Here is a 15,949-nt window from a genome sequence, read left to right on the forward strand (position 1 = left end):
TAGGGAGGTAAAGAAATGCCTAAAATTCAAATGATTGACATTAAGGGAAATCCTGTTGAAGAAGTCGAACTAAGTGAAGGGCTATTTGATGCTCCTGTAAGCACTCATGCTGTTTATTTAGTTGTTAAAAATATTTTGGCTAATAAAAGACAAGGTACTCACTCTGCTAAGACTCGTGCTGAAGTGCGTGGAGGCGGAAGAAAACCTTGGAGACAAAAAGGAACTGGTCGTGCAAGACAAGGTTCCATTAGATCACCTCAATGGAGAGGCGGCGGAGTTGTTTTCGCTAAGAAACCAAGAGATTACTCTTACACAACTCCTAAGAAAACTAGAAGAGCTGCTCTTAGATCAGTTCTTACTACAAAATTACAAGATGGTGAAATAATCCTTGTTGACAAATTAACTATGGAAGAACCAAAAACAAAGATTTTCGCCAACATCTTAAAAGATATTAAGGCAGAAGGAAAGGCTCTTGTAGTTGTTAATGACGACGAAAAAGATGTTCAAAGAGCTGCAAGAAATATCGCTGGTGTAAAGACATCAAGAGCTACTGATATTAATGTTTATGAGTTATTAAAATACGATAACTTAATTATCACTAAGGCTGCACTTGATGTTGTTGAGGAGGTTTTTAACTGATGAATAAATTTGACATTATTAAAAGACCTTTAGTTACTGAACAAAGTATGGACATGATGGCAGATAATAAGTACACTTTTGAAGTGCCAAAGGATGCCACTAAGCCTGAAATCAGAGCAGCTGTTGAAGAAATCTTCGGCGTTAAGGTTGAAAAAGTATATACAATGAATATGCGTGGAAAATTAAAGAGACAAGGAGTTCATCAAGGAAGACGTCCTTCATGGAAAAAGGCTATAGTTAAACTTACTGATGACTCAGAACCAATAGAATTTTTTGATTCTATTTGATAAGTAGGAGGTATTAAAATGGCGATTAGAGGATTTAAACCTACAACTCCTGCCCGTAGAAAGATGACTGTTGCTACATTCGAAGAGATTACAAAGACTACACCTGAAAAATCTCTTTTAGTTAGCTTCAATAGAACTGCCGGTAGAAATTCACAAGGTAGAATTACTAGTAGACATAGAGGCGGCGGAGTTAAGAGAAAATATAGAATTATAGATTTAAAAAGAGATAAAGACAATATTCCTGCAAAAGTACAAGCTATTGAATATGATCCATATAGAACTGCTTACATTGCACTTTTATCTTATGCTGATGGTGAAAAGAGATACATCATTCAACCTAACGGACTTAAGGTTGGAGATATTGTAGAATCAGGTACAGATGCAGATATCAAAGTTGGTAATGCACTAATGCTTGCTGATATCCCAGTTGGTACTACTGTTCACAACATCGAAATGACTCCTGGTAAGGGCGGTCAAATTGCAAGAAGTGCTGGATCATCAGCTCAACTTATGGCAAAAGAAGGAAAATATGCTCAACTTAGACTTCCTTCAGGTGAATTTAGATTAGTTAACCAAAGATGTAAGGCAACTATTGGACAAGTTGGAAATATTTCTCATGAACTTATCACTTTAGGTAAGGCAGGTAAGAGCAGATATCTTGGAAACAGACCTCATGTTAGAGGATCTGCAATGAACCCTGTTGATCACCCTCATGGTGGTGGAGAAGGTAGAACTCCAGTAGGTAGACCTTCACCTATGACTCCTTGGGGCAAGAAAGCTCTAGGACTTAAGACTAGAAAGAAATCTAAAAAATCTGATATGTATATAGTAAGAAGAAGAACTAAGTAATCGGAGGGTATAATGAGTAGATCAATAAAAAAAGGACCATTTGCTGATGAACACCTTCTAAAGAAGGTTGACGAGCTTAATGAAAAAAATGAAAAGAAAGTAATTAAAACTTGGTCTCGTCGCTCAACTATTTTCCCTGAATTTGTTTCACACACAATTGCTGTTCATGACGGCAGAAAACATGTGCCAGTATATATTACTGAAGACATGGTAGGACATAAATTAGGTGAATTTGTTCCAACAAGAACATATAGAGGCCACGGCGGCAAGAGCGAAAAGAGCACAACAGTTAAATAAGGAGGGTTAAAATGCAAGCACAAGCAATTGCAAAATATGTAAGAATATCACCTCTTAAGGTGAATTATATTTGCGCTGAAATACGCGGCAAAAGCGTTGATGAGGCCCTCTCTATTTTAAAGTTTACTAATAAGAGGGGAGCTCATGAACTCTATAAGGTATTAAAATCAGCTGTAGCTAATGCTGAAAACAACCTTAATTTAGACAGAAGCGATCTTTATGTGAAGAAAGCATACGCTAATGATGGACCTACTATGAAGAGATTTCGTCCTAAGGCTAAGGGTATGGCTTATCCAATCCTTAAAAGATCAAGTCACATTGGCGTTGTAGTAGCAGAAAGAGAGTAAGGAGGTAGAGAATGGGCCAAAAAGTAAACCCACATGGACTTCGTGTTGGAGTAATCAAAGATTGGGATTCAAAATGGTATGCAGACAAGAAAAATTTTGCCGATCTTTTAGTTGAAGACAACAATATTAGAAAATATGTTAAGAAAAAACTCTATACTGCAGGTATTTCTAAAATTGAAATCGAAAGAGCTGCTAACAGAGTTAAAGTTTCAATTCACACAGCTAAACCAGGTATGGTAATTGGCCGTGGTGGCGCTGGAGTTGAAGAACTTAGAGCTGAAATTGAAAAGCTAACAAATAAATCTGTTGTAATAAATGTTGAAGAAATTAAGAACCAAGATTTAGACGCACAAATCGTTGCTGAAGCTATTGCTGAATCTCTTGAAAGAAGAGTTGCATTTAGACGTGCAATGAAACAAGCTATCCAAAGAACTATGCGTCAAGGAGCTCTTGGTATTAAGACTTCTGTATCAGGCCGTGTTGGCGGTGCAGATATGGCAAGAACTGAAGGTTATTCTGAAGGAACTATTCCTCTTCAAACATTAAGAGCTGATATCGACTACGGTTTCGCTGAAGCTGATACTACTTATGGTAAGCTTGGCGTTAAAGTTTGGCTTTATAAGGGCGAAGTTCTTCCTGAACTAAGAGAAGATTCAAGAAGAAAACCTAGAGACAATAGAGACAATAGAGATAACAGAAACCGCAAGAGACGCGATAATAGAAACAATAATTTTAATAGAAATAATAGAAGAGACAATAAAAATAAAGAGTCTTAAAGAAGGGAGGAATAGTCATGTTGATGCCTAAGAGAGTAAAATATCGTAAAGTTCACAGAGGCAGAATGAAGGGCAAGGCTATGCGTGGTAATGAGCTTGCATACGGCGAATATGGTATAAAAGCTTTAGAACCTTGTTGGATAACTTCAAATCAAATAGAAGCAGCACGTCGTGCTATGACAAGATATATTCGTAGAGGTGGAAATATCTGGATTAAGATTTTCCCAGACAAACCTGTTACTGAAAAACCTGCTGAAACTCGTATGGGTTCCGGTAAAGGTGCTCCAGAGTATTGGGTTGCAGTAGTTAAACCAGGAAGAATTTTATTTGAAATGGGCGGTGTTTCTGAAGATGTTGCAAGAGAAGCTATGAGACTTGCATCTATGAAACTCCCTGTGAGAACTAAATTCGTTATGAAAGATAAGGATGGTGACTCAAATGAAGGCTAATGAAATTCGCAAGATGTCAAGCGAAGATTTAAATAAGAAAGTTAATGAACTTAAAAATGAACTTTTTAATTTGAGATTCAGATTGGCCACTGGTCAACTTGACAATCCATCAAGTATTAAAAGTGTTAAAAGAGATATAGCAAGAGTTAAAACGATCATTAGAGAACGTGAACTTGAAGTTGGAAAGGAGGCTTAATCTCATGGAAAGAAATTCAAGAAAAACTATAACAGGAATTGTAGTAAGCGATAAAATGGATAAGACTATTGTAGTTCAAACTGAAACTTTAAAAACTCATCCAATTTACAAAAAGAGATTTAAGAAGACTACTAAATTCAAGGCTCATGATGAAAATAATGAATGTGGTATTGGTGATCGCGTAAAACTTATGGAAACTAGACCACTAAGTAAAGATAAAAGATGGAGACTTGTAGAAATTATTGAAAAGGCTCAATAATTTTAACTTGAAAGGAGAATAACATGATTCAACAAGAAACAAGATTGCGTGTTGCTGACAATTCAGGTGCAAGAGAACTATCTGTAATTAAAGTCCTTGGTGGAACTAATAGAAAGACAGCTTCTATCGGAGATATTGTAGTGTGTTCTGTAAAGAATGCAACACCCGGTGGCGTTGTCAAAAAAGGTGCTGTTGTAAAAGCAGTTATTGTTAGAACAAACAAGGGCATCAGCAGAAAAGACGGATCTTACATTAGCTTCGATGATAATGCTGCTGTTGTAATTAAAGATGATAGAAGCCCTGTTGGCACTCGTATTTTTGGACCTGTAACTAGAGAACTAAGAGCTGGAAACTTTATGAAGATTATTTCTCTAGCTCCGGAAGTACTATAATTTGGAGGTGTAATATGAAAATTAAAAAAGATGACATCGTAAAAGTTATAGCCGGAAAAGATAAAGGCAAAACTGGTAAAGTCCTAAGAACAATTCCTAAAAAAGATTTAGTAGTTGTTGAAAAGGTAAATATTGTTACTAAACACATTAAACCTAGAGGACCTCAAAACCCAGGTGGAATAGAAAAAATGGAAGCTCCAATTCATGTATCTAATGTTATGTACTTTGACAGTGCATCAGGAAAGGCTACAAGAATTGGCTATAAATTTGAAGACGGAAAAAAAGTTAGATATGCAAAGTCTAGCGGAAAGAACATTAAATAGGGGGTAGAATAATGACTTCAAGATTACAAGAAAAATATAAGACAGAAGTTGTGGGCCACCTAATGGAACATTTCAACTATAGAAATGTTATGGAAGTACCGAAACTTGAAAAAATCACTATTAACATTGGGCTTGGTGAAGCTAAGGATAACCACAAGGCTCTTGAATCAGCAGTAGAAGAACTTACTACTATAGCTGGTCAAAAGGCTGTTGTTACTAAAGCAAGAAAATCAATTGCCAACTTCAAACTTCGTGCAGGACAAAATGTTGGTGTTAAGGTTACTCTAAGAGGACAAAGAATGTATGAATTCTTAGATAAATTAATGAATGTTGCACTTCCAAGAGTTAGAGACTTTAGAGGTGTTAAGCCTACTGCTTTTGATGGTAGAGGAAACTATGCCCTTGGTCTTAAAGAACAACTTATCTTCCCTGAAATTGAATATGATAAGGTTGACGCTATTAGAGGAATGGACATTGTTATTGTAACTACTGCTAATACTGATGAAGAAGCTAAAGAATTCCTAGACAAAATGGGAATGCCTTTTGCTAAGGCTTAAGGAGGTACATTGTGGCAAAAAAATCAATGATTGCAAAACAAAAGAGGAAACAAAAGTATTCTTCTCGTGAATATACTAGATGTAAAATCTGTGGAAGACCACATGCTGTTTTACAAAAATATGGAATATGTAGAATATGCTTTAGAGAACTTGCGTACAAGGGACAAATTCCTGGCGTAAGAAAAGCTAGCTGGTAAAAGCCTTAGATGAAAGGAGGCAAACTGATATGATGACAGACCCAATTGCAGATATGCTATCAAGAATTAGAAATGCAAATAATGCAAGACACAAATCTGTTGATATTCCTTGCTCTAAAATTAAAAGAGAAATAGCTCAAATTCTTCTTGATGAAGGCTATATTAAAGGATTCGATGTTGTTGAAGACGACAAACAAGGAATGATCAAGATTGATCTTAAGTATTCAGAGGACGGAGAAAAAGTTATCTCTGGCTTAAAGAGAATATCTAAACCGGGACTTAGAGTTTATGTTAAGTGCGAAGATGTTCCTAAAGTTCTTGGAGGACTAGGAATTGCAATTATCTCTACATCTAAGGGAATAATTACAGATAAAAAAGCAAGACAAGATAAAGTTGGCGGAGAGGTAATCTGCTACGTTTGGTAATTTGGAGGTGAAAAATGTCAAGAATTGGCAAAAAACCTATTGAAATCCCAAAGGGCGTTGATGTTAAAGTTGACGGTCAAACAGTTACTGTTAAGGGACCAAAGGGTGAACTAACACAATCTTTCGATAAAGATTTAAAAATAGAATTAAATGACGGAGTTCTCACTGTAGAAAGACCAAATGAAATTAAAAGAATTAAGGCACTTCACGGTTTAACTAGAACTCTAATCTACAATATGATAATTGGCGTTACAGAAGGTTATACAAAATCTCTTGAAATAATCGGAACTGGATACAGAGCTGCTAAGAAGGGAAAAGTTCTTTCTCTTAACTTAGGATTCTCACATCCTCTTGATCTTGAAGATCCAGAAGGTATTGAAGTTGAAGTTCCTGCTCCAAACTCAATTATCGTAAGAGGCAATGACAAACAACAAGTTGGCGCTTATGCTGCTTTCATTAGAAGCTTCAGAGAACCTGAACCATATAAGGGTAAGGGTATCAGATACACTGATGAACATGTAAGGCGTAAAGTTGGTAAGACTGGTAAGTAAGAGAGGAGAATTTAAGTGTTAAAAAAGATTAATAAAAATGAAAACAGAATAAAAAGACACAAAAGACTTAGAAATCATATCTCCGGTACTGCTATGAAACCAAGACTTTCAGTTTACAGATCATCAAAGCACATCTATGCTCAACTTATTGATGATGAGGCTGGTAACACTTTATTAAGTGCATCAACTCTTGATAAGTCATTGAATTTAGAAAACACTGGAAATATTGAAGCGGCAAAGGCTGTTGGTACTTCTATTGCTAATAAGGCAAAAGAAAAGGGTATCGAAGAAGTTGTTTTTGATAGAAGTGGTTATGTATATCACGGAAAAATCAAGGCACTTGCTGACGCAGCTAGAGAAGCCGGACTAAAATTCTAAGAAGGAGGAAGTAATGGAGCGTTCATTAATAAATGCGGCAGAACTTGATCTTGAAGAAAGAGTTGTATCTATAAACAGAGTTGCCAAAGTAGTTAAGGGTGGTAGAAACTTTAGATTCTCAGCTCTTGTAGTAGTTGGCGACAGAAACGGACACGTTGGTGTAGGTACAGGTAAGGCTCTTGAAGTTCCTGAAGCTATAAGAAAAGCAACACAAGATGCTAAAAAACATCTTATTAAAGTAAACCTACTAAACACTTCTATTCCTCATCAAGTTACTGGAATTTATGGTGCAGGTAGAGTTTTCTTAAAACCAGCAAGAGAAGGTACAGGAGTTATCGCAGGCGGTGCAGTTCGTGCTGTATGTGAACTTGCAGGTATTTCAGATATTCGTACTAAGAACATTGGTACAAACAATCCAAGAAACACAGTTAATGCAACTATTGAAGGTTTAAAACAACTTAAAACTGTTGAATCTGTTGCAAGACTTAGAAATAAATCAGCGGATGAAATTTTAGGATAGGAGGAAAATCATGAGTACTATTAAAATTAAACTTGTTAAAAGTCCTATCGGCAAAGTACCTAAACACAGAAAAACAATAAAAGCACTTGGATTTACTAAGTTAAACCAAGTTATTGAAAAAAATGATACACCTCAAATCAGGGGTATGTTAAAGCAAGTCGATTATATGATCGAAGTAGTAGAATAAGGAGGTGTACCTAATGAAGTTACATGACTTAAGACCTAATGAAGGCGGCGGAGTTAAAGCTAGAAAAAGAGTAGGTCGTGGAATAGGTTCCGGTACTGGCAAAACATCTGGCAAGGGTCACAAAGGACAAAATGCTAGAAGTGGCGGAGGAGTAAGACCTGGATTTGAAGGTGGACAAATGCCACTATTTAGACGTCTTCCAAAGAGAGGATTTACAAACATCTTCAAGAAAGAATATGCAGTTATTAACGTAGCAGATCTTAATGTATTTGAAGAAGGAACTGAAATCACTCCTGAATTCTTAATAGAAAATAAATTTATCAAAGCTGGTAAAGCTAAAGACGGAATTAGAATTTTGGGAGATGGTGAATTAAATGTAAAACTTACTGTAAAAGCTCAGCATTTCTCAAAATCTGCTAAAGAAAAAATTGAGGCTTGCGGAGGAAAGGCCGAGGTGATTTAATGCTATCCACTTTTAAGAGTGCATGGAAGATTGAATCTCTTCGTAAGAAGATGCTTTTCACTTTATTCATGCTTCTAATTTATAGACTTGGATCACACATTGCCGTTCCATACATGAACTCACAAGTTATTTCACAACTTATGAGTGGAGCAGGCGGATCAATTTTCTCCTTCCTAGATTTAATGGCAGGAGGTAACTTTAGACGATTTACAATTTTTGCTGCTAACATTTATCCATATGTTACTGCATCAATCATTCTTCAACTTTTGACAATTGCCATTCCTTCATTGGAATCTCTTGCAAAGGAAGGGGAAACTGGTAGAAAGGCAATAGCTAAATATACTAGATATCTTTCTACTGCTATAGCTCTTGTTCAAGCAATTGGTTATACTTTTGGTTTCTTTAGAAAGGCAATCGATGCTACAAGTGCTCTTGAATACACAACTATAATCCTATCAATAGTAGCAGGTACTTCTATACTTGTTTGGATAGGTGAACAAATAACTGAACATGGAATCGGAAATGGTATTTCAATTTTAATTTTTGCAGGTATTGTTTCAAGATTTCCAATTGATATAGCTCAATCTATTGCTCTTGTAAAGGCAGGCAAATCTAGCCCAATCTTCTTAGTGCTATTTGTAATAATTGCTATTGCAATTGTTGTATTTGTAGTAACACTTACGGAAGGTGAGAGAAGAATCCCTGTGCAATATGCTAAGAGAGTTGTAGGAAGAAAGATGTATGGCGGACAAGCTACTCATATTCCTATTAAGGTTTTGATGACTGGTGTTATGCCAATTATCTTTGCCAACTCACTTCTTGCTATTCCAGCAACTATTGCTATGTTTACAAGTGAATCAACTAGAAATTGGATTCAAAAATGGTTAACTCCTGCTGGAGGACCTGGAGCTGTGATTTATATAATATTTACTGTTATTCTTATTGTATTCTTCACATTCTTCTACACTACAATCCAATTCAACACTGTTGAATACTCTAAAAACCTTCAAGCTAATGGTGGTTTTATTAGTGGTATTAGACCAGGAAAACCTACAAGCGATTATTTAGGCAGAACTTTAAATAGATTGGTTATGCCGGGAGCAATTGCACTTTCTATACTTGCAGTTCTTCCAACTATACTAACACTTATTTCAGGTCTACAATTTAATTATGGTGGTACATCAATTATCATCGTAGTTGGTGTTGTACTTGAAATTCATAGAGTATTAGAACAACAATTAATCATGAGAAATTATCGTGGTTTCTTAAAGAATAAATAGGAGGCATTTATGAAATTAGTTATATTGGGACCTCCAGGGGCCGGCAAAGGCACACAAGCTGAATATATTGTTGAAAGATACAATATTCCACACATTTCAACTGGAGATATCTTTAGAGAAAATATTAAGAACAATACAGAACTTGGTAAAGAAGCTAAGTCTTATATGGACAAGGGTCTTTTAGTTCCTGATGATCTTGTAATCGCCCTTGTTGAAGATAGACTTAACAAGGCTGATGCTAAAGAAGGATTTCTATTAGATGGTTTTCCAAGAACTGTGGCTCAAGCTGTTAGTCTTGACTCTATTTTAGACAAGAACAATGACAAATTAACTAAGGTTATTAATATTTCAGTTGACCCTGAAATTTTAATAGAAAGAGCTGTTGGAAGACGAGTTTGTAAAACTTGTGGAATGACTTATCATGTTAAATTCAATCCTCCAAAGGAAGAAGGAATTTGTGATAAGGATGGCACTAAGCTTATTCAAAGAGATGACGATACTGAAGAAACTGTAAAAACTAGAATTTCAGTTTACTTTGATCAAACTGCACCTCTTATTGATTACTACAGGGCACAAAATCTTCTTGTAGACATCGATGGTGCTAAGGATATTGACAAGGTATTTGAAGATATAGTTAATGGTCTCGAATAGTTCATGGATAATACATTTAGTCTTTTTAAGGGACAAGTTGTAAGATCCAAAAAAGGTAGAGATGAGGGAAAAGTTTTTGTAATCACTGAGATTATTGACAAAGACTACCTTTATCTTGTAGATGGAAAACTGAGAAAGCTAGATCGACCAAAGAAAAAAAAGGTAAAACATCTTTATATATATAAGGACATTATTGATCTTGATAATAAAGATCTTAATGATTCTTATATTAGGAAGAAACTATTACCTTATAGCTAAAGGAGGATCCTTAATAATATGGCTAAAGAAGATGTAATTGAAGTTGAAGGCGTTGTTGTAGACGCTCTTCCAAATACTCATTTCAAGGTAGAACTTGAAAACGGACATATCATACTTGCTCATATTTCAGGTAAATTGAGAATGAATTATATTAGAATTCTTCCTGGTGATAAGGTGACAGTTGAGCTTTCACCTTATGATCTTACAAGAGGAAGAATAACTTGGAGAAAGAAATAATCCTAAGGTTAGGAGGCATTTAAATGAAAGTAAGACCATCTGTAAAAAAGATGTGCGAAAAGTGCAAAATAATTAAGAGAAACGGAAAAGTAATGGTAATCTGTGAAAATCCGAAACATAAACAAAGACAGGGATAAGGGAGGTAATTATGGCTAGAATTTCCGGTGTAGATTTACCTAGAGAAAAGAGAGTTGAAATCGGACTCACTTATATTTATGGTATTGGAAAACCTAGATCTCAAGCAATTTTAACTGCTGCAGGTGTTGATTTTGATACAAGAGTTAAAGATTTGACAGAAGCTGAACTTGCTAAAATCAGAGATGAAATAGATAAATACCACGTAGAAGGTGATTTGCGTCGTGATGTTGCAATGAGCATCAAGAGACTTCGTGAAATCAACTGTTATCGTGGAAGAAGGCATAAAATGGGTCTTCCTGTAAGAGGACAAAAAACTAAGACTAATGCTAGGACAAGAAAAGGTCCTAAGAAACTTGTTAGTAAAAGTAAGTAAGGGGGGACTTTAATGGCTAAAAAACAAAAAGTTACACGTTCAAGAAGACGTGTTCGTAAAAATATTGAAAAGGGCGAAGCTCACATAGCTTCAACATTTAACAACACTATGGTTACTCTTACTGATATTAACGGTAATGTTATATCTTGGGCAAGTGCTGGACAACTTGGATTTAGAGGTTCAAGAAAGTCAACTCCTTTTGCAGCACAAGAAGCAGCTCAAGAAGCAGCTGAAAAGGCTAAAGAACATGGATTAAAAAGCGTTGATGTATATGTAAAGGGTCCAGGTTCAGGAAGAGAAGCTGCAATTAGATCTCTTCAAGCATCAGGTCTTGAAGTAACTATGATTAAAGATGTTACTCCAATTCCTCACAATGGATGTAGGCCACCAAAACGTAGAAGAGTCTAAGCTATTTATCGAGAAGGAGGGTACCCATGATTGAAATTGAAAAACCTAGGATTAGTATTGAAGAATTAGATGAGTCAGGTTTATATGGCAAATTTGTCGTTGAACCACTAGAAGCTGGATTTGGTATCACTATTGGAAATTCCTTAAGAAGAGTGCTACTTTCCTCTCTACCAGGCGCAGCTGTATCTTTCATCAATATACGCGGCGTTGAACATGAATTTGATACAATTCCAGGGGTATTGGAAGATGTACCTGAAATAGTTTTAAATATTAAATCTATAGTTTTAAAGATGACTGAAGATGAACCTGTAAAACTTATTATAGAAAAGAAGGGCAAGGGAGAAATTAAAGCCTCTGACATTGAACTTCAACCTCATGTAACTATTATAAATCCAGATCAACATATAGCTACTCTAAATGAAGATGCTGATTTTTATCTTGAAATGATGGTTGAAAAGGGAAGAGGCTATGAACCTTCTGAACTTAAAAAGGATGAAATAACTGAAATTGGAATTATTCCAATGGATTCTAACTTCACTCCTGTGGAAAAAGTAAACTGGAAAGTTGAAAACACAAGAGTGGGACAAAGAACTGATTATGATAGATTAATCCTTGAAGTTACAACAGATGGCTCTATGAAAGCTGATGAAGCTACATCTCTTGCAGCAAAAATCTTGACAGAACATCTTGAACTCTTCATTGGCCTTAAAGAACATGTCAGTGAAATAAATTTGATGGTTGAAAAAGAAGAGGATCAAAAAGAAAAAGTTCTCGAAATGACAGTTGAAGAATTAGATCTATCTGTTAGGTCTTTTAACTGCCTAAAGAGAGCTGGAATAAACAGCGTTGAGGAACTTACTAATAAGACTGAAAGTGAAATGATGAAGGTTAGAAATCTTGGTAGAAAATCCCTACTAGAAGTAACTGAAAAACTTGAAGAATTAGGACTTGGCCTCAAAGCTGAAGAAGATTAAGGAGGACATTATGGCAAAAAACAGAAAACTTGGCCGTAATTCAAGTCATAGAAAGGCAATGCTTAGAAACCTTGTTACTTCTCTTTTGCGTGAAGGTAGAATTCAAACTACACACACAAGAGCTAAGGAAGTTCAAAAGATTGCTGATCGTATGATTACACTTGGAAAAAGAGGCGACCTTCACGCAAGAAGACAAGCTTTAGCATATATTTATTCAGAAGATGTTGTTACAAAATTATTTGACGAATACGCTGAAAAGTATGCAGATAGAAATGGTGGATACACTAGAGTATTGAAGATGGGTCCAAGACGTGGAGACGGTGCAGAAATTTCAATTATAGAATTAGTATAAGGAAATCCAATGGGGTTTCCTTTTTTTTTATACTTTTGGAGGTTCTATGCTTTATAGAAGTATTTATAGTTCTCCCCTGGGGAAAATTTTAATCTTTTTTCATGAGGAATCTCTTCTTGGACTTTATTTTGAAGGGCAAAAAGAATTTAATGACCTTATGAAGAATGAAGAGGTAAAAAATTTTGATGATGGGAAAAATTTTGAGATAAAAGATAAAAATCTTAGGTGTGAAAATCTTGGTCATGATAAAAATAAAGTGTCTGGAGAAAAAATTTGTGACGATAAAATTTTGGAAGAGACTAAAAAATGGCTGGACCTATATTTTTCTGGCGAGGACCCAAATTTTACTCCATCTTTAAAGTTAAGGGGCACAGAATTTAGAAGAGATGTGTGGAAAATTTTATTGGAGATCCCCTATGGGGAGACTCTTAGCTATAAAGACATAGCAAATAAACTTATGGCCAGTGGAAAGTATGAGAGGATGTCTTCTCAGGCAGTGGGCGGTGCAGTAGGGCACAATCCTATTTCTATAATCATACCTTGCCACAGGGTTGTGGGGACAAGTGGGTCTCTTACTGGCTATGCAGGAGGGCTTGCTAGAAAGGTAAGGCTCCTAGAACTTGAAGGCATAGATGTAAATAAATTTTTCATGCCAAAAAATCACAAATAATTTTTATTCAAAAATTTTAAGGAGAATTTTAAAAAATTCTCGCCACAAACTACTTCAAGAAAATTTTACAATATTTTGTTACTTTTAAGCTTGAAAAAATTTTTCTAATGTATTATCATATAAGTATTAGCAGAAGACATTAGTGAGTGCTAAATTTAAGGAGGTTAATATAGATGAAACTTAGACCACTTGACGATAAAATCGTCATCAAGAAAATTGAAAAAGAAGAAACAACTGCTTCAGGCATAGTTCTTCCATCATCAGCCAAGGAAGAATCAAACATTGCAGAAGTTGTTGCAACGGGAAATAAGTTAGATACAGACGAAGATATGAAAGGACTTGTAAAAGTTGGAGACAAGGTTATTTTCTCAAAGTATGCAGGAAATGACATCGAACTTGACAAGGAAAAGTACACAATTATAAAATTCCAAGATATCTTGGCAGTTATTGAATAAGGAGTGATAACATGGCAAAGGAAATTAAATTTTCAGAAGATGCTAGAAAAGGCTTAATAAAAGGTATCAATACTCTTGCTGATACAGTTAAGGTTACACTTGGACCTAAGGGCAGAAATGTAATTTTAGACAAGGAATATGGCACACCACTTATTACAAATGATGGTGTTACTATTGCAAGAGAAATTGAATGTGAAGATAAATTTGAAAACATGGGGGCACAACTTTTAAAGGAAGTTGCTACAAAGACTAATGATGTTGCAGGTGACGGCACAACAACAGCTACTCTACTTGCTCAAGCAATTATTAGAGAAGGAATGAGAAACCTTGCAGCAGGTGCAAACCCAATGGTTCTACAAAAGGGAATTGAAAAGGCAGTGGAAAAAACTGTTGAAGAAATCAAAAACTTCTCTACAGAAGTTTCTTCAAAGGAAGCAATCGAGCAAGTTGCATCAATTTCAGCTGCCAATGAACAAGTTGGAAAGCTAATTTCTGAAGCAATGGAAAAAGTTGGCAACGACGGCGTAATCACTGTTGAAGAATCAAAATCCATGGGGACAAGTCTTGATGTAGTTGAAGGTATGCAATTTGACAGAGGATACCTATCCCCATACATGGTGACAGATTCTGACAAAATGGTTGCAGAATTAGAAGATCCATATATTTTAATTACAGATAAAAAGATCTCAAATATACAAGAAATTTTGCCACTACTTGAACAAGTTCTTCAAGCATCAAAACCACTTCTTATCATAGCAGATGACATTGACGGCGAAGCACTAGCAACTCTAGTTGTAAACTCTCTAAGAGGAACACTAAATGTAGTTGGAGTAAAGGCCCCAGGCTATGGCGACAGAAGAAAAGATATGCTACAAGACATTGCAATCTTAACAGGTGGACAAGTTGTTTCATCTGACTTAGGTCAAGACCTTAAGGACGCAACAATAGATATGCTTGGCTCTGCAGCAAAGGTTAGGGTAGAAAAAGACCTTACAGTTATAGTAAATGGTGCAGGGGAAAAATCTGAAATTGAAAATAGAATTTCCCACATTAAAAATCAAATAGAAGAATCAGATTCAGAATTTGACAAGGAAAAATTACAAGAAAGACTTGCAAAACTTTCTGGCGGAGTTGCAGTAATCCAAGTAGGAGCAGCAACAGAAGTTGAACTTAAAGAAAGAAAGCTAAGAATCGAAGATGCCCTTGCAGCAACAAGAGCAGCAGTAGAAGAAGGAATTGTTGCTGGTGGCGGAACAGTACTAATCGACTCAATAGACGCAGTAGCGAAAGTAGTTGACGAGTTAGAAGGTGACGAAAAAACTGGCGCAAATATAATTCTTAAGGCACTAGAAGAACCACTAAGACAAATAGCAGAAAACGCAGGACTAGAAGGTTCAGTAATAGTAGAACATGTAAAGACAAAAGAAGCAGGCATTGGCTTTGACGCATATAAGGCAGAATATGTAGACATGAAGAAGGCTGGAATAGTAGACCCAACAAAGGTAACAAGATCAGCCCTACAAAACGCAGCAAGCGTAGCATCAATGATTTTGACAACAGAAGCAGCCGTAGCCAACATAAAAGAAGACGCCCCAGCAATGCCTCCAATGAATCCAGGCATGGGTATGATGTAACGATAAGAAAAACCGAGACTCGTCTCGGTTTTTCTGGTTTTCACAGCGAATGCGAGCGTTAGCGATGCAGGAGCTGATGAAAAATCTTATCCAGGGAGCGCGGAAAATGCGAATGAATAATGAGCATTTTCAAGCGAGTCGGATTGTAAATCAAGAAACAACCTAAAAAAAGACAGTCACAAAAAGCGGCTGTCTTTTTTGTTTTCACTACGAAGTCGAGCGAGAGCGAAGACTGAGTAGATGAAGAAGCTTATCCAGCGAACGAAGACGATGCGACCGAATAGGGAGCATTGTCGAGTGAGTCGGACTTGTAAATCAGAAAACAACCTAAACAAAGACAGTCACAAACATGGCTGTCTTTTTAAATGCCTTCACAGCAAATGCGAGCGTTAGCGACGCATGAGCTGATGAAAAATCTTATCCAGCG

The 15,949-nt window shown here is 36.1% G+C and carries 31 protein-coding genes; all 31 read left to right on the forward strand.

The genetic code is table 11. The features are described from left to right. The first annotated feature begins 15 nt into the window (after nucleotides 1-15). The 31 genes from rplD (at nucleotide 16) to groL (ending at nucleotide 15,522) form a co-directional block, all read left to right on the forward strand. Nucleotides 16-639, forward strand: a complete 624-nt coding sequence (gene rplD, locus HMPREF2801_RS02405; protein ID WP_070610401.1) for a 50S ribosomal protein L4 — start codon at nucleotides 16-18, stop codon at nucleotides 637-639. Then, complete coding sequence (rplW, locus tag HMPREF2801_RS02410) at nucleotides 639-926, forward strand: 50S ribosomal protein L23 (RefSeq protein ID WP_070610402.1); 288 nt, start codon at nucleotides 639-641, stop codon at nucleotides 924-926. The genes rplD and rplW overlap by 1 nt, the downstream gene beginning before the upstream one ends. 18 nt (nucleotides 927-944) lie before the next feature. Beyond that, a complete protein-coding gene (rplB, locus tag HMPREF2801_RS02415) occupies nucleotides 945-1,775 on the forward strand; it encodes a 50S ribosomal protein L2 (RefSeq protein ID WP_070610403.1) in 831 nt (276 codons plus the stop codon). A 12-nt stretch (nucleotides 1,776-1,787) separates the two neighbouring features. Further along, complete coding sequence (gene rpsS, locus HMPREF2801_RS02420) at nucleotides 1,788-2,072, forward strand: 30S ribosomal protein S19 (RefSeq protein ID WP_019107919.1); 285 nt, start codon at nucleotides 1,788-1,790, stop codon at nucleotides 2,070-2,072. 11 nt (nucleotides 2,073-2,083) lie between these two features. Continuing rightward, on the forward strand, nucleotides 2,084-2,419 hold the full coding sequence (gene rplV, locus HMPREF2801_RS02425) for a 50S ribosomal protein L22 (protein ID WP_019124989.1): 336 nt from the start codon (nucleotides 2,084-2,086) through the stop codon (nucleotides 2,417-2,419). Nucleotides 2,420-2,430: 11 nt separating this feature from the next. Then, nucleotides 2,431-3,195 carry a 30S ribosomal protein S3 gene (gene rpsC, locus HMPREF2801_RS02430; protein WP_019124988.1) on the forward strand — a complete coding sequence of 255 codons (765 nt, stop codon included), beginning with the start codon at nucleotides 2,431-2,433 and terminating at the stop codon, nucleotides 3,193-3,195. A 17-nt stretch (nucleotides 3,196-3,212) separates the two neighbouring features. Beyond that, nucleotides 3,213-3,644 (forward strand): 50S ribosomal protein L16, encoded by a 432-nt coding sequence (gene rplP / locus HMPREF2801_RS02435; protein ID WP_019124987.1) that lies wholly within the window; start codon nucleotides 3,213-3,215, stop codon nucleotides 3,642-3,644. Next, nucleotides 3,634-3,840 (forward strand): 50S ribosomal protein L29, encoded by a 207-nt coding sequence (gene rpmC / locus HMPREF2801_RS02440; protein WP_070610404.1) that lies wholly within the window; start codon nucleotides 3,634-3,636, stop codon nucleotides 3,838-3,840. The genes rplP and rpmC overlap by 11 nt, the downstream gene beginning before the upstream one ends. A gap of 4 nt (nucleotides 3,841-3,844) precedes the next feature. Further along, a complete protein-coding gene (rpsQ, locus tag HMPREF2801_RS02445; RefSeq protein WP_019124985.1) occupies nucleotides 3,845-4,099 on the forward strand; it encodes a 30S ribosomal protein S17 in 255 nt (84 codons plus the stop codon). A 23-nt stretch (nucleotides 4,100-4,122) separates the two neighbouring features. Continuing rightward, nucleotides 4,123-4,491: a 50S ribosomal protein L14 gene (gene rplN, locus HMPREF2801_RS02450; protein WP_019124984.1), complete on the forward strand. Its 369-nt coding sequence runs from the start codon at nucleotides 4,123-4,125 to the stop codon at nucleotides 4,489-4,491. A gap of 14 nt (nucleotides 4,492-4,505) precedes the next feature. Beyond that, nucleotides 4,506-4,814 (forward strand): 50S ribosomal protein L24, encoded by a 309-nt coding sequence (gene rplX / locus HMPREF2801_RS02455; protein ID WP_019107912.1) that lies wholly within the window; start codon nucleotides 4,506-4,508, stop codon nucleotides 4,812-4,814. Nucleotides 4,815-4,825: 11 nt separating this feature from the next. After that, nucleotides 4,826-5,371: a 50S ribosomal protein L5 gene (gene rplE / locus HMPREF2801_RS02460; RefSeq protein ID WP_070610405.1), complete on the forward strand. Its 546-nt coding sequence runs from the start codon at nucleotides 4,826-4,828 to the stop codon at nucleotides 5,369-5,371. An 11-nt stretch (nucleotides 5,372-5,382) separates the two neighbouring features. Then, on the forward strand, nucleotides 5,383-5,568 hold the full coding sequence (locus HMPREF2801_RS02465; RefSeq protein WP_019107910.1) for a type Z 30S ribosomal protein S14: 186 nt from the start codon (nucleotides 5,383-5,385) through the stop codon (nucleotides 5,566-5,568). 29 nt (nucleotides 5,569-5,597) lie between these two features. After that, nucleotides 5,598-5,993, forward strand: a complete 396-nt coding sequence (gene rpsH / locus HMPREF2801_RS02470) for a 30S ribosomal protein S8 (RefSeq protein ID WP_019124982.1) — start codon at nucleotides 5,598-5,600, stop codon at nucleotides 5,991-5,993. Nucleotides 5,994-6,007: 14 nt separating this feature from the next. After that, on the forward strand, nucleotides 6,008-6,544 hold the full coding sequence (rplF, locus tag HMPREF2801_RS02475; protein WP_019124981.1) for a 50S ribosomal protein L6: 537 nt from the start codon (nucleotides 6,008-6,010) through the stop codon (nucleotides 6,542-6,544). Nucleotides 6,545-6,559: 15 nt separating this feature from the next. After that, nucleotides 6,560-6,922 carry a 50S ribosomal protein L18 gene (gene rplR, locus HMPREF2801_RS02480; protein ID WP_070610406.1) on the forward strand — a complete coding sequence of 121 codons (363 nt, stop codon included), beginning with the start codon at nucleotides 6,560-6,562 and terminating at the stop codon, nucleotides 6,920-6,922. Between the two features lie 13 nt (nucleotides 6,923-6,935). Continuing rightward, complete coding sequence (rpsE, locus tag HMPREF2801_RS02485; protein ID WP_019124979.1) at nucleotides 6,936-7,442, forward strand: 30S ribosomal protein S5; 507 nt, start codon at nucleotides 6,936-6,938, stop codon at nucleotides 7,440-7,442. Between the two features lie 10 nt (nucleotides 7,443-7,452). Beyond that, the gene (gene rpmD / locus HMPREF2801_RS02490; protein ID WP_019124978.1) at nucleotides 7,453-7,629 is read left to right on the forward strand and encodes a 50S ribosomal protein L30; all 177 of its coding nucleotides are present in this window, start codon (nucleotides 7,453-7,455) and stop codon (nucleotides 7,627-7,629) included. A gap of 13 nt (nucleotides 7,630-7,642) precedes the next feature. Further along, the gene (gene rplO, locus HMPREF2801_RS02495) at nucleotides 7,643-8,092 is read left to right on the forward strand and encodes a 50S ribosomal protein L15 (RefSeq protein ID WP_019107904.1); all 450 of its coding nucleotides are present in this window, start codon (nucleotides 7,643-7,645) and stop codon (nucleotides 8,090-8,092) included. Further along, complete coding sequence (gene secY / locus HMPREF2801_RS02500) at nucleotides 8,092-9,372, forward strand: preprotein translocase subunit SecY (RefSeq protein ID WP_070610407.1); 1,281 nt, start codon at nucleotides 8,092-8,094, stop codon at nucleotides 9,370-9,372. Before rplO ends, secY begins: the two co-directional genes overlap by 1 nt. Before the next feature lie 9 nt (nucleotides 9,373-9,381). Further along, complete coding sequence (locus HMPREF2801_RS02505) at nucleotides 9,382-10,023, forward strand: adenylate kinase (RefSeq protein ID WP_019124976.1); 642 nt, start codon at nucleotides 9,382-9,384, stop codon at nucleotides 10,021-10,023. A 3-nt stretch (nucleotides 10,024-10,026) separates the two neighbouring features. Further along, nucleotides 10,027-10,281, forward strand: a complete 255-nt coding sequence (locus tag HMPREF2801_RS02510) for a KOW domain-containing RNA-binding protein (RefSeq protein WP_070610408.1) — start codon at nucleotides 10,027-10,029, stop codon at nucleotides 10,279-10,281. Nucleotides 10,282-10,299: 18 nt separating this feature from the next. Beyond that, on the forward strand, nucleotides 10,300-10,518 hold the full coding sequence (gene infA / locus HMPREF2801_RS02515; protein ID WP_005957367.1) for a translation initiation factor IF-1: 219 nt from the start codon (nucleotides 10,300-10,302) through the stop codon (nucleotides 10,516-10,518). A 23-nt stretch (nucleotides 10,519-10,541) separates the two neighbouring features. Then, complete coding sequence (rpmJ, locus tag HMPREF2801_RS02520; RefSeq protein WP_010244353.1) at nucleotides 10,542-10,655, forward strand: 50S ribosomal protein L36; 114 nt, start codon at nucleotides 10,542-10,544, stop codon at nucleotides 10,653-10,655. A gap of 11 nt (nucleotides 10,656-10,666) precedes the next feature. Next, nucleotides 10,667-11,029 carry a 30S ribosomal protein S13 gene (gene rpsM / locus HMPREF2801_RS02525; protein WP_019124974.1) on the forward strand — a complete coding sequence of 121 codons (363 nt, stop codon included), beginning with the start codon at nucleotides 10,667-10,669 and terminating at the stop codon, nucleotides 11,027-11,029. A 12-nt stretch (nucleotides 11,030-11,041) separates the two neighbouring features. After that, the gene (gene rpsK, locus HMPREF2801_RS02530) at nucleotides 11,042-11,437 is read left to right on the forward strand and encodes a 30S ribosomal protein S11 (protein WP_019124973.1); all 396 of its coding nucleotides are present in this window, start codon (nucleotides 11,042-11,044) and stop codon (nucleotides 11,435-11,437) included. 26 nt (nucleotides 11,438-11,463) lie between these two features. Next, nucleotides 11,464-12,411 (forward strand): DNA-directed RNA polymerase subunit alpha, encoded by a 948-nt coding sequence (locus tag HMPREF2801_RS02535; protein ID WP_019124972.1) that lies wholly within the window; start codon nucleotides 11,464-11,466, stop codon nucleotides 12,409-12,411. Between the two features lie 10 nt (nucleotides 12,412-12,421). Then, nucleotides 12,422-12,763, forward strand: a complete 342-nt coding sequence (gene rplQ, locus HMPREF2801_RS02540) for a 50S ribosomal protein L17 (protein ID WP_019124971.1) — start codon at nucleotides 12,422-12,424, stop codon at nucleotides 12,761-12,763. A 46-nt stretch (nucleotides 12,764-12,809) separates the two neighbouring features. Continuing rightward, the gene (locus HMPREF2801_RS02545; protein WP_070610409.1) at nucleotides 12,810-13,433 is read left to right on the forward strand and encodes a methylated-DNA--[protein]-cysteine S-methyltransferase; all 624 of its coding nucleotides are present in this window, start codon (nucleotides 12,810-12,812) and stop codon (nucleotides 13,431-13,433) included. Between the two features lie 173 nt (nucleotides 13,434-13,606). Continuing rightward, nucleotides 13,607-13,888, forward strand: coding sequence for a co-chaperone GroES (gene groES, locus HMPREF2801_RS02550; protein ID WP_019124969.1), 282 nt, complete (start codon nucleotides 13,607-13,609; stop codon nucleotides 13,886-13,888). 11 nt (nucleotides 13,889-13,899) lie between these two features. Further along, on the forward strand, nucleotides 13,900-15,522 hold the full coding sequence (groL, locus tag HMPREF2801_RS02555; RefSeq protein WP_070610410.1) for a chaperonin GroEL: 1,623 nt from the start codon (nucleotides 13,900-13,902) through the stop codon (nucleotides 15,520-15,522). The last annotated feature ends 427 nt before the right edge of the window (nucleotides 15,523-15,949 follow it).

It is taken from the genome of Peptoniphilus sp. HMSC062D09 (assembly GCF_001811425.1).
Taxonomy (GTDB): Bacteria; Bacillota; Clostridia; order Tissierellales; family Peptoniphilaceae; genus Peptoniphilus_A.

Excerpts from the sequence above, each read along its gene's own strand:
- rpsS (WP_019107919.1), top strand. The coding sequence starts at position 1,788 with ATGAGTAGATCAATAAAAAAAGGACCATTTGCTGATGAACACCTTCTA.
- groES (WP_019124969.1), top strand. The coding sequence starts at position 13,607 with ATGAAACTTAGACCACTTGACGATAAAATCGTCATCAAGAAAATTGAA.
- HMPREF2801_RS02505 (WP_019124976.1), top strand. The coding sequence starts at position 9,382 with ATGAAATTAGTTATATTGGGACCTCCAGGGGCCGGCAAAGGCACACAA.
- rpmJ (WP_010244353.1), top strand. The coding sequence starts at position 10,542 with ATGAAAGTAAGACCATCTGTAAAAAAGATGTGCGAAAAGTGCAAAATA.
- rplP (WP_019124987.1), top strand. The coding sequence starts at position 3,213 with ATGTTGATGCCTAAGAGAGTAAAATATCGTAAAGTTCACAGAGGCAGA.
- HMPREF2801_RS02535 (WP_019124972.1), top strand. The coding sequence starts at position 11,464 with ATGATTGAAATTGAAAAACCTAGGATTAGTATTGAAGAATTAGATGAG.
- rpsK (WP_019124973.1), top strand. The coding sequence starts at position 11,042 with ATGGCTAAAAAACAAAAAGTTACACGTTCAAGAAGACGTGTTCGTAAA.
- rpsE (WP_019124979.1), top strand. The coding sequence starts at position 6,936 with ATGGAGCGTTCATTAATAAATGCGGCAGAACTTGATCTTGAAGAAAGA.
- rpsM (WP_019124974.1), top strand. The coding sequence starts at position 10,667 with ATGGCTAGAATTTCCGGTGTAGATTTACCTAGAGAAAAGAGAGTTGAA.
- rplB (WP_070610403.1), top strand. The coding sequence starts at position 945 with ATGGCGATTAGAGGATTTAAACCTACAACTCCTGCCCGTAGAAAGATG.
- HMPREF2801_RS02545 (WP_070610409.1), top strand. The coding sequence starts at position 12,810 with ATGCTTTATAGAAGTATTTATAGTTCTCCCCTGGGGAAAATTTTAATC.
- rplE (WP_070610405.1), top strand. The coding sequence starts at position 4,826 with ATGACTTCAAGATTACAAGAAAAATATAAGACAGAAGTTGTGGGCCAC.
- rplD (WP_070610401.1), top strand. The coding sequence starts at position 16 with ATGCCTAAAATTCAAATGATTGACATTAAGGGAAATCCTGTTGAAGAA.
- rplN (WP_019124984.1), top strand. The coding sequence starts at position 4,123 with ATGATTCAACAAGAAACAAGATTGCGTGTTGCTGACAATTCAGGTGCA.
- rplV (WP_019124989.1), top strand. The coding sequence starts at position 2,084 with ATGCAAGCACAAGCAATTGCAAAATATGTAAGAATATCACCTCTTAAG.
- rplQ (WP_019124971.1), top strand. The coding sequence starts at position 12,422 with ATGGCAAAAAACAGAAAACTTGGCCGTAATTCAAGTCATAGAAAGGCA.
- rpsH (WP_019124982.1), top strand. The coding sequence starts at position 5,598 with ATGATGACAGACCCAATTGCAGATATGCTATCAAGAATTAGAAATGCA.
- rplW (WP_070610402.1), top strand. The coding sequence starts at position 639 with ATGAATAAATTTGACATTATTAAAAGACCTTTAGTTACTGAACAAAGT.
- rplO (WP_019107904.1), top strand. The coding sequence starts at position 7,643 with ATGAAGTTACATGACTTAAGACCTAATGAAGGCGGCGGAGTTAAAGCT.
- infA (WP_005957367.1), top strand. The coding sequence starts at position 10,300 with ATGGCTAAAGAAGATGTAATTGAAGTTGAAGGCGTTGTTGTAGACGCT.
- rplF (WP_019124981.1), top strand. The coding sequence starts at position 6,008 with ATGTCAAGAATTGGCAAAAAACCTATTGAAATCCCAAAGGGCGTTGAT.
- rplX (WP_019107912.1), top strand. The coding sequence starts at position 4,506 with ATGAAAATTAAAAAAGATGACATCGTAAAAGTTATAGCCGGAAAAGAT.
- rpmD (WP_019124978.1), top strand. The coding sequence starts at position 7,453 with ATGAGTACTATTAAAATTAAACTTGTTAAAAGTCCTATCGGCAAAGTA.
- rpsC (WP_019124988.1), top strand. The coding sequence starts at position 2,431 with ATGGGCCAAAAAGTAAACCCACATGGACTTCGTGTTGGAGTAATCAAA.
- rpsQ (WP_019124985.1), top strand. The coding sequence starts at position 3,845 with ATGGAAAGAAATTCAAGAAAAACTATAACAGGAATTGTAGTAAGCGAT.
- rpmC (WP_070610404.1), top strand. The coding sequence starts at position 3,634 with ATGAAGGCTAATGAAATTCGCAAGATGTCAAGCGAAGATTTAAATAAG.
- secY (WP_070610407.1), top strand. The coding sequence starts at position 8,092 with ATGCTATCCACTTTTAAGAGTGCATGGAAGATTGAATCTCTTCGTAAG.
- HMPREF2801_RS02510 (WP_070610408.1), top strand. The coding sequence starts at position 10,027 with ATGGATAATACATTTAGTCTTTTTAAGGGACAAGTTGTAAGATCCAAA.
- groL (WP_070610410.1), top strand. The coding sequence starts at position 13,900 with ATGGCAAAGGAAATTAAATTTTCAGAAGATGCTAGAAAAGGCTTAATA.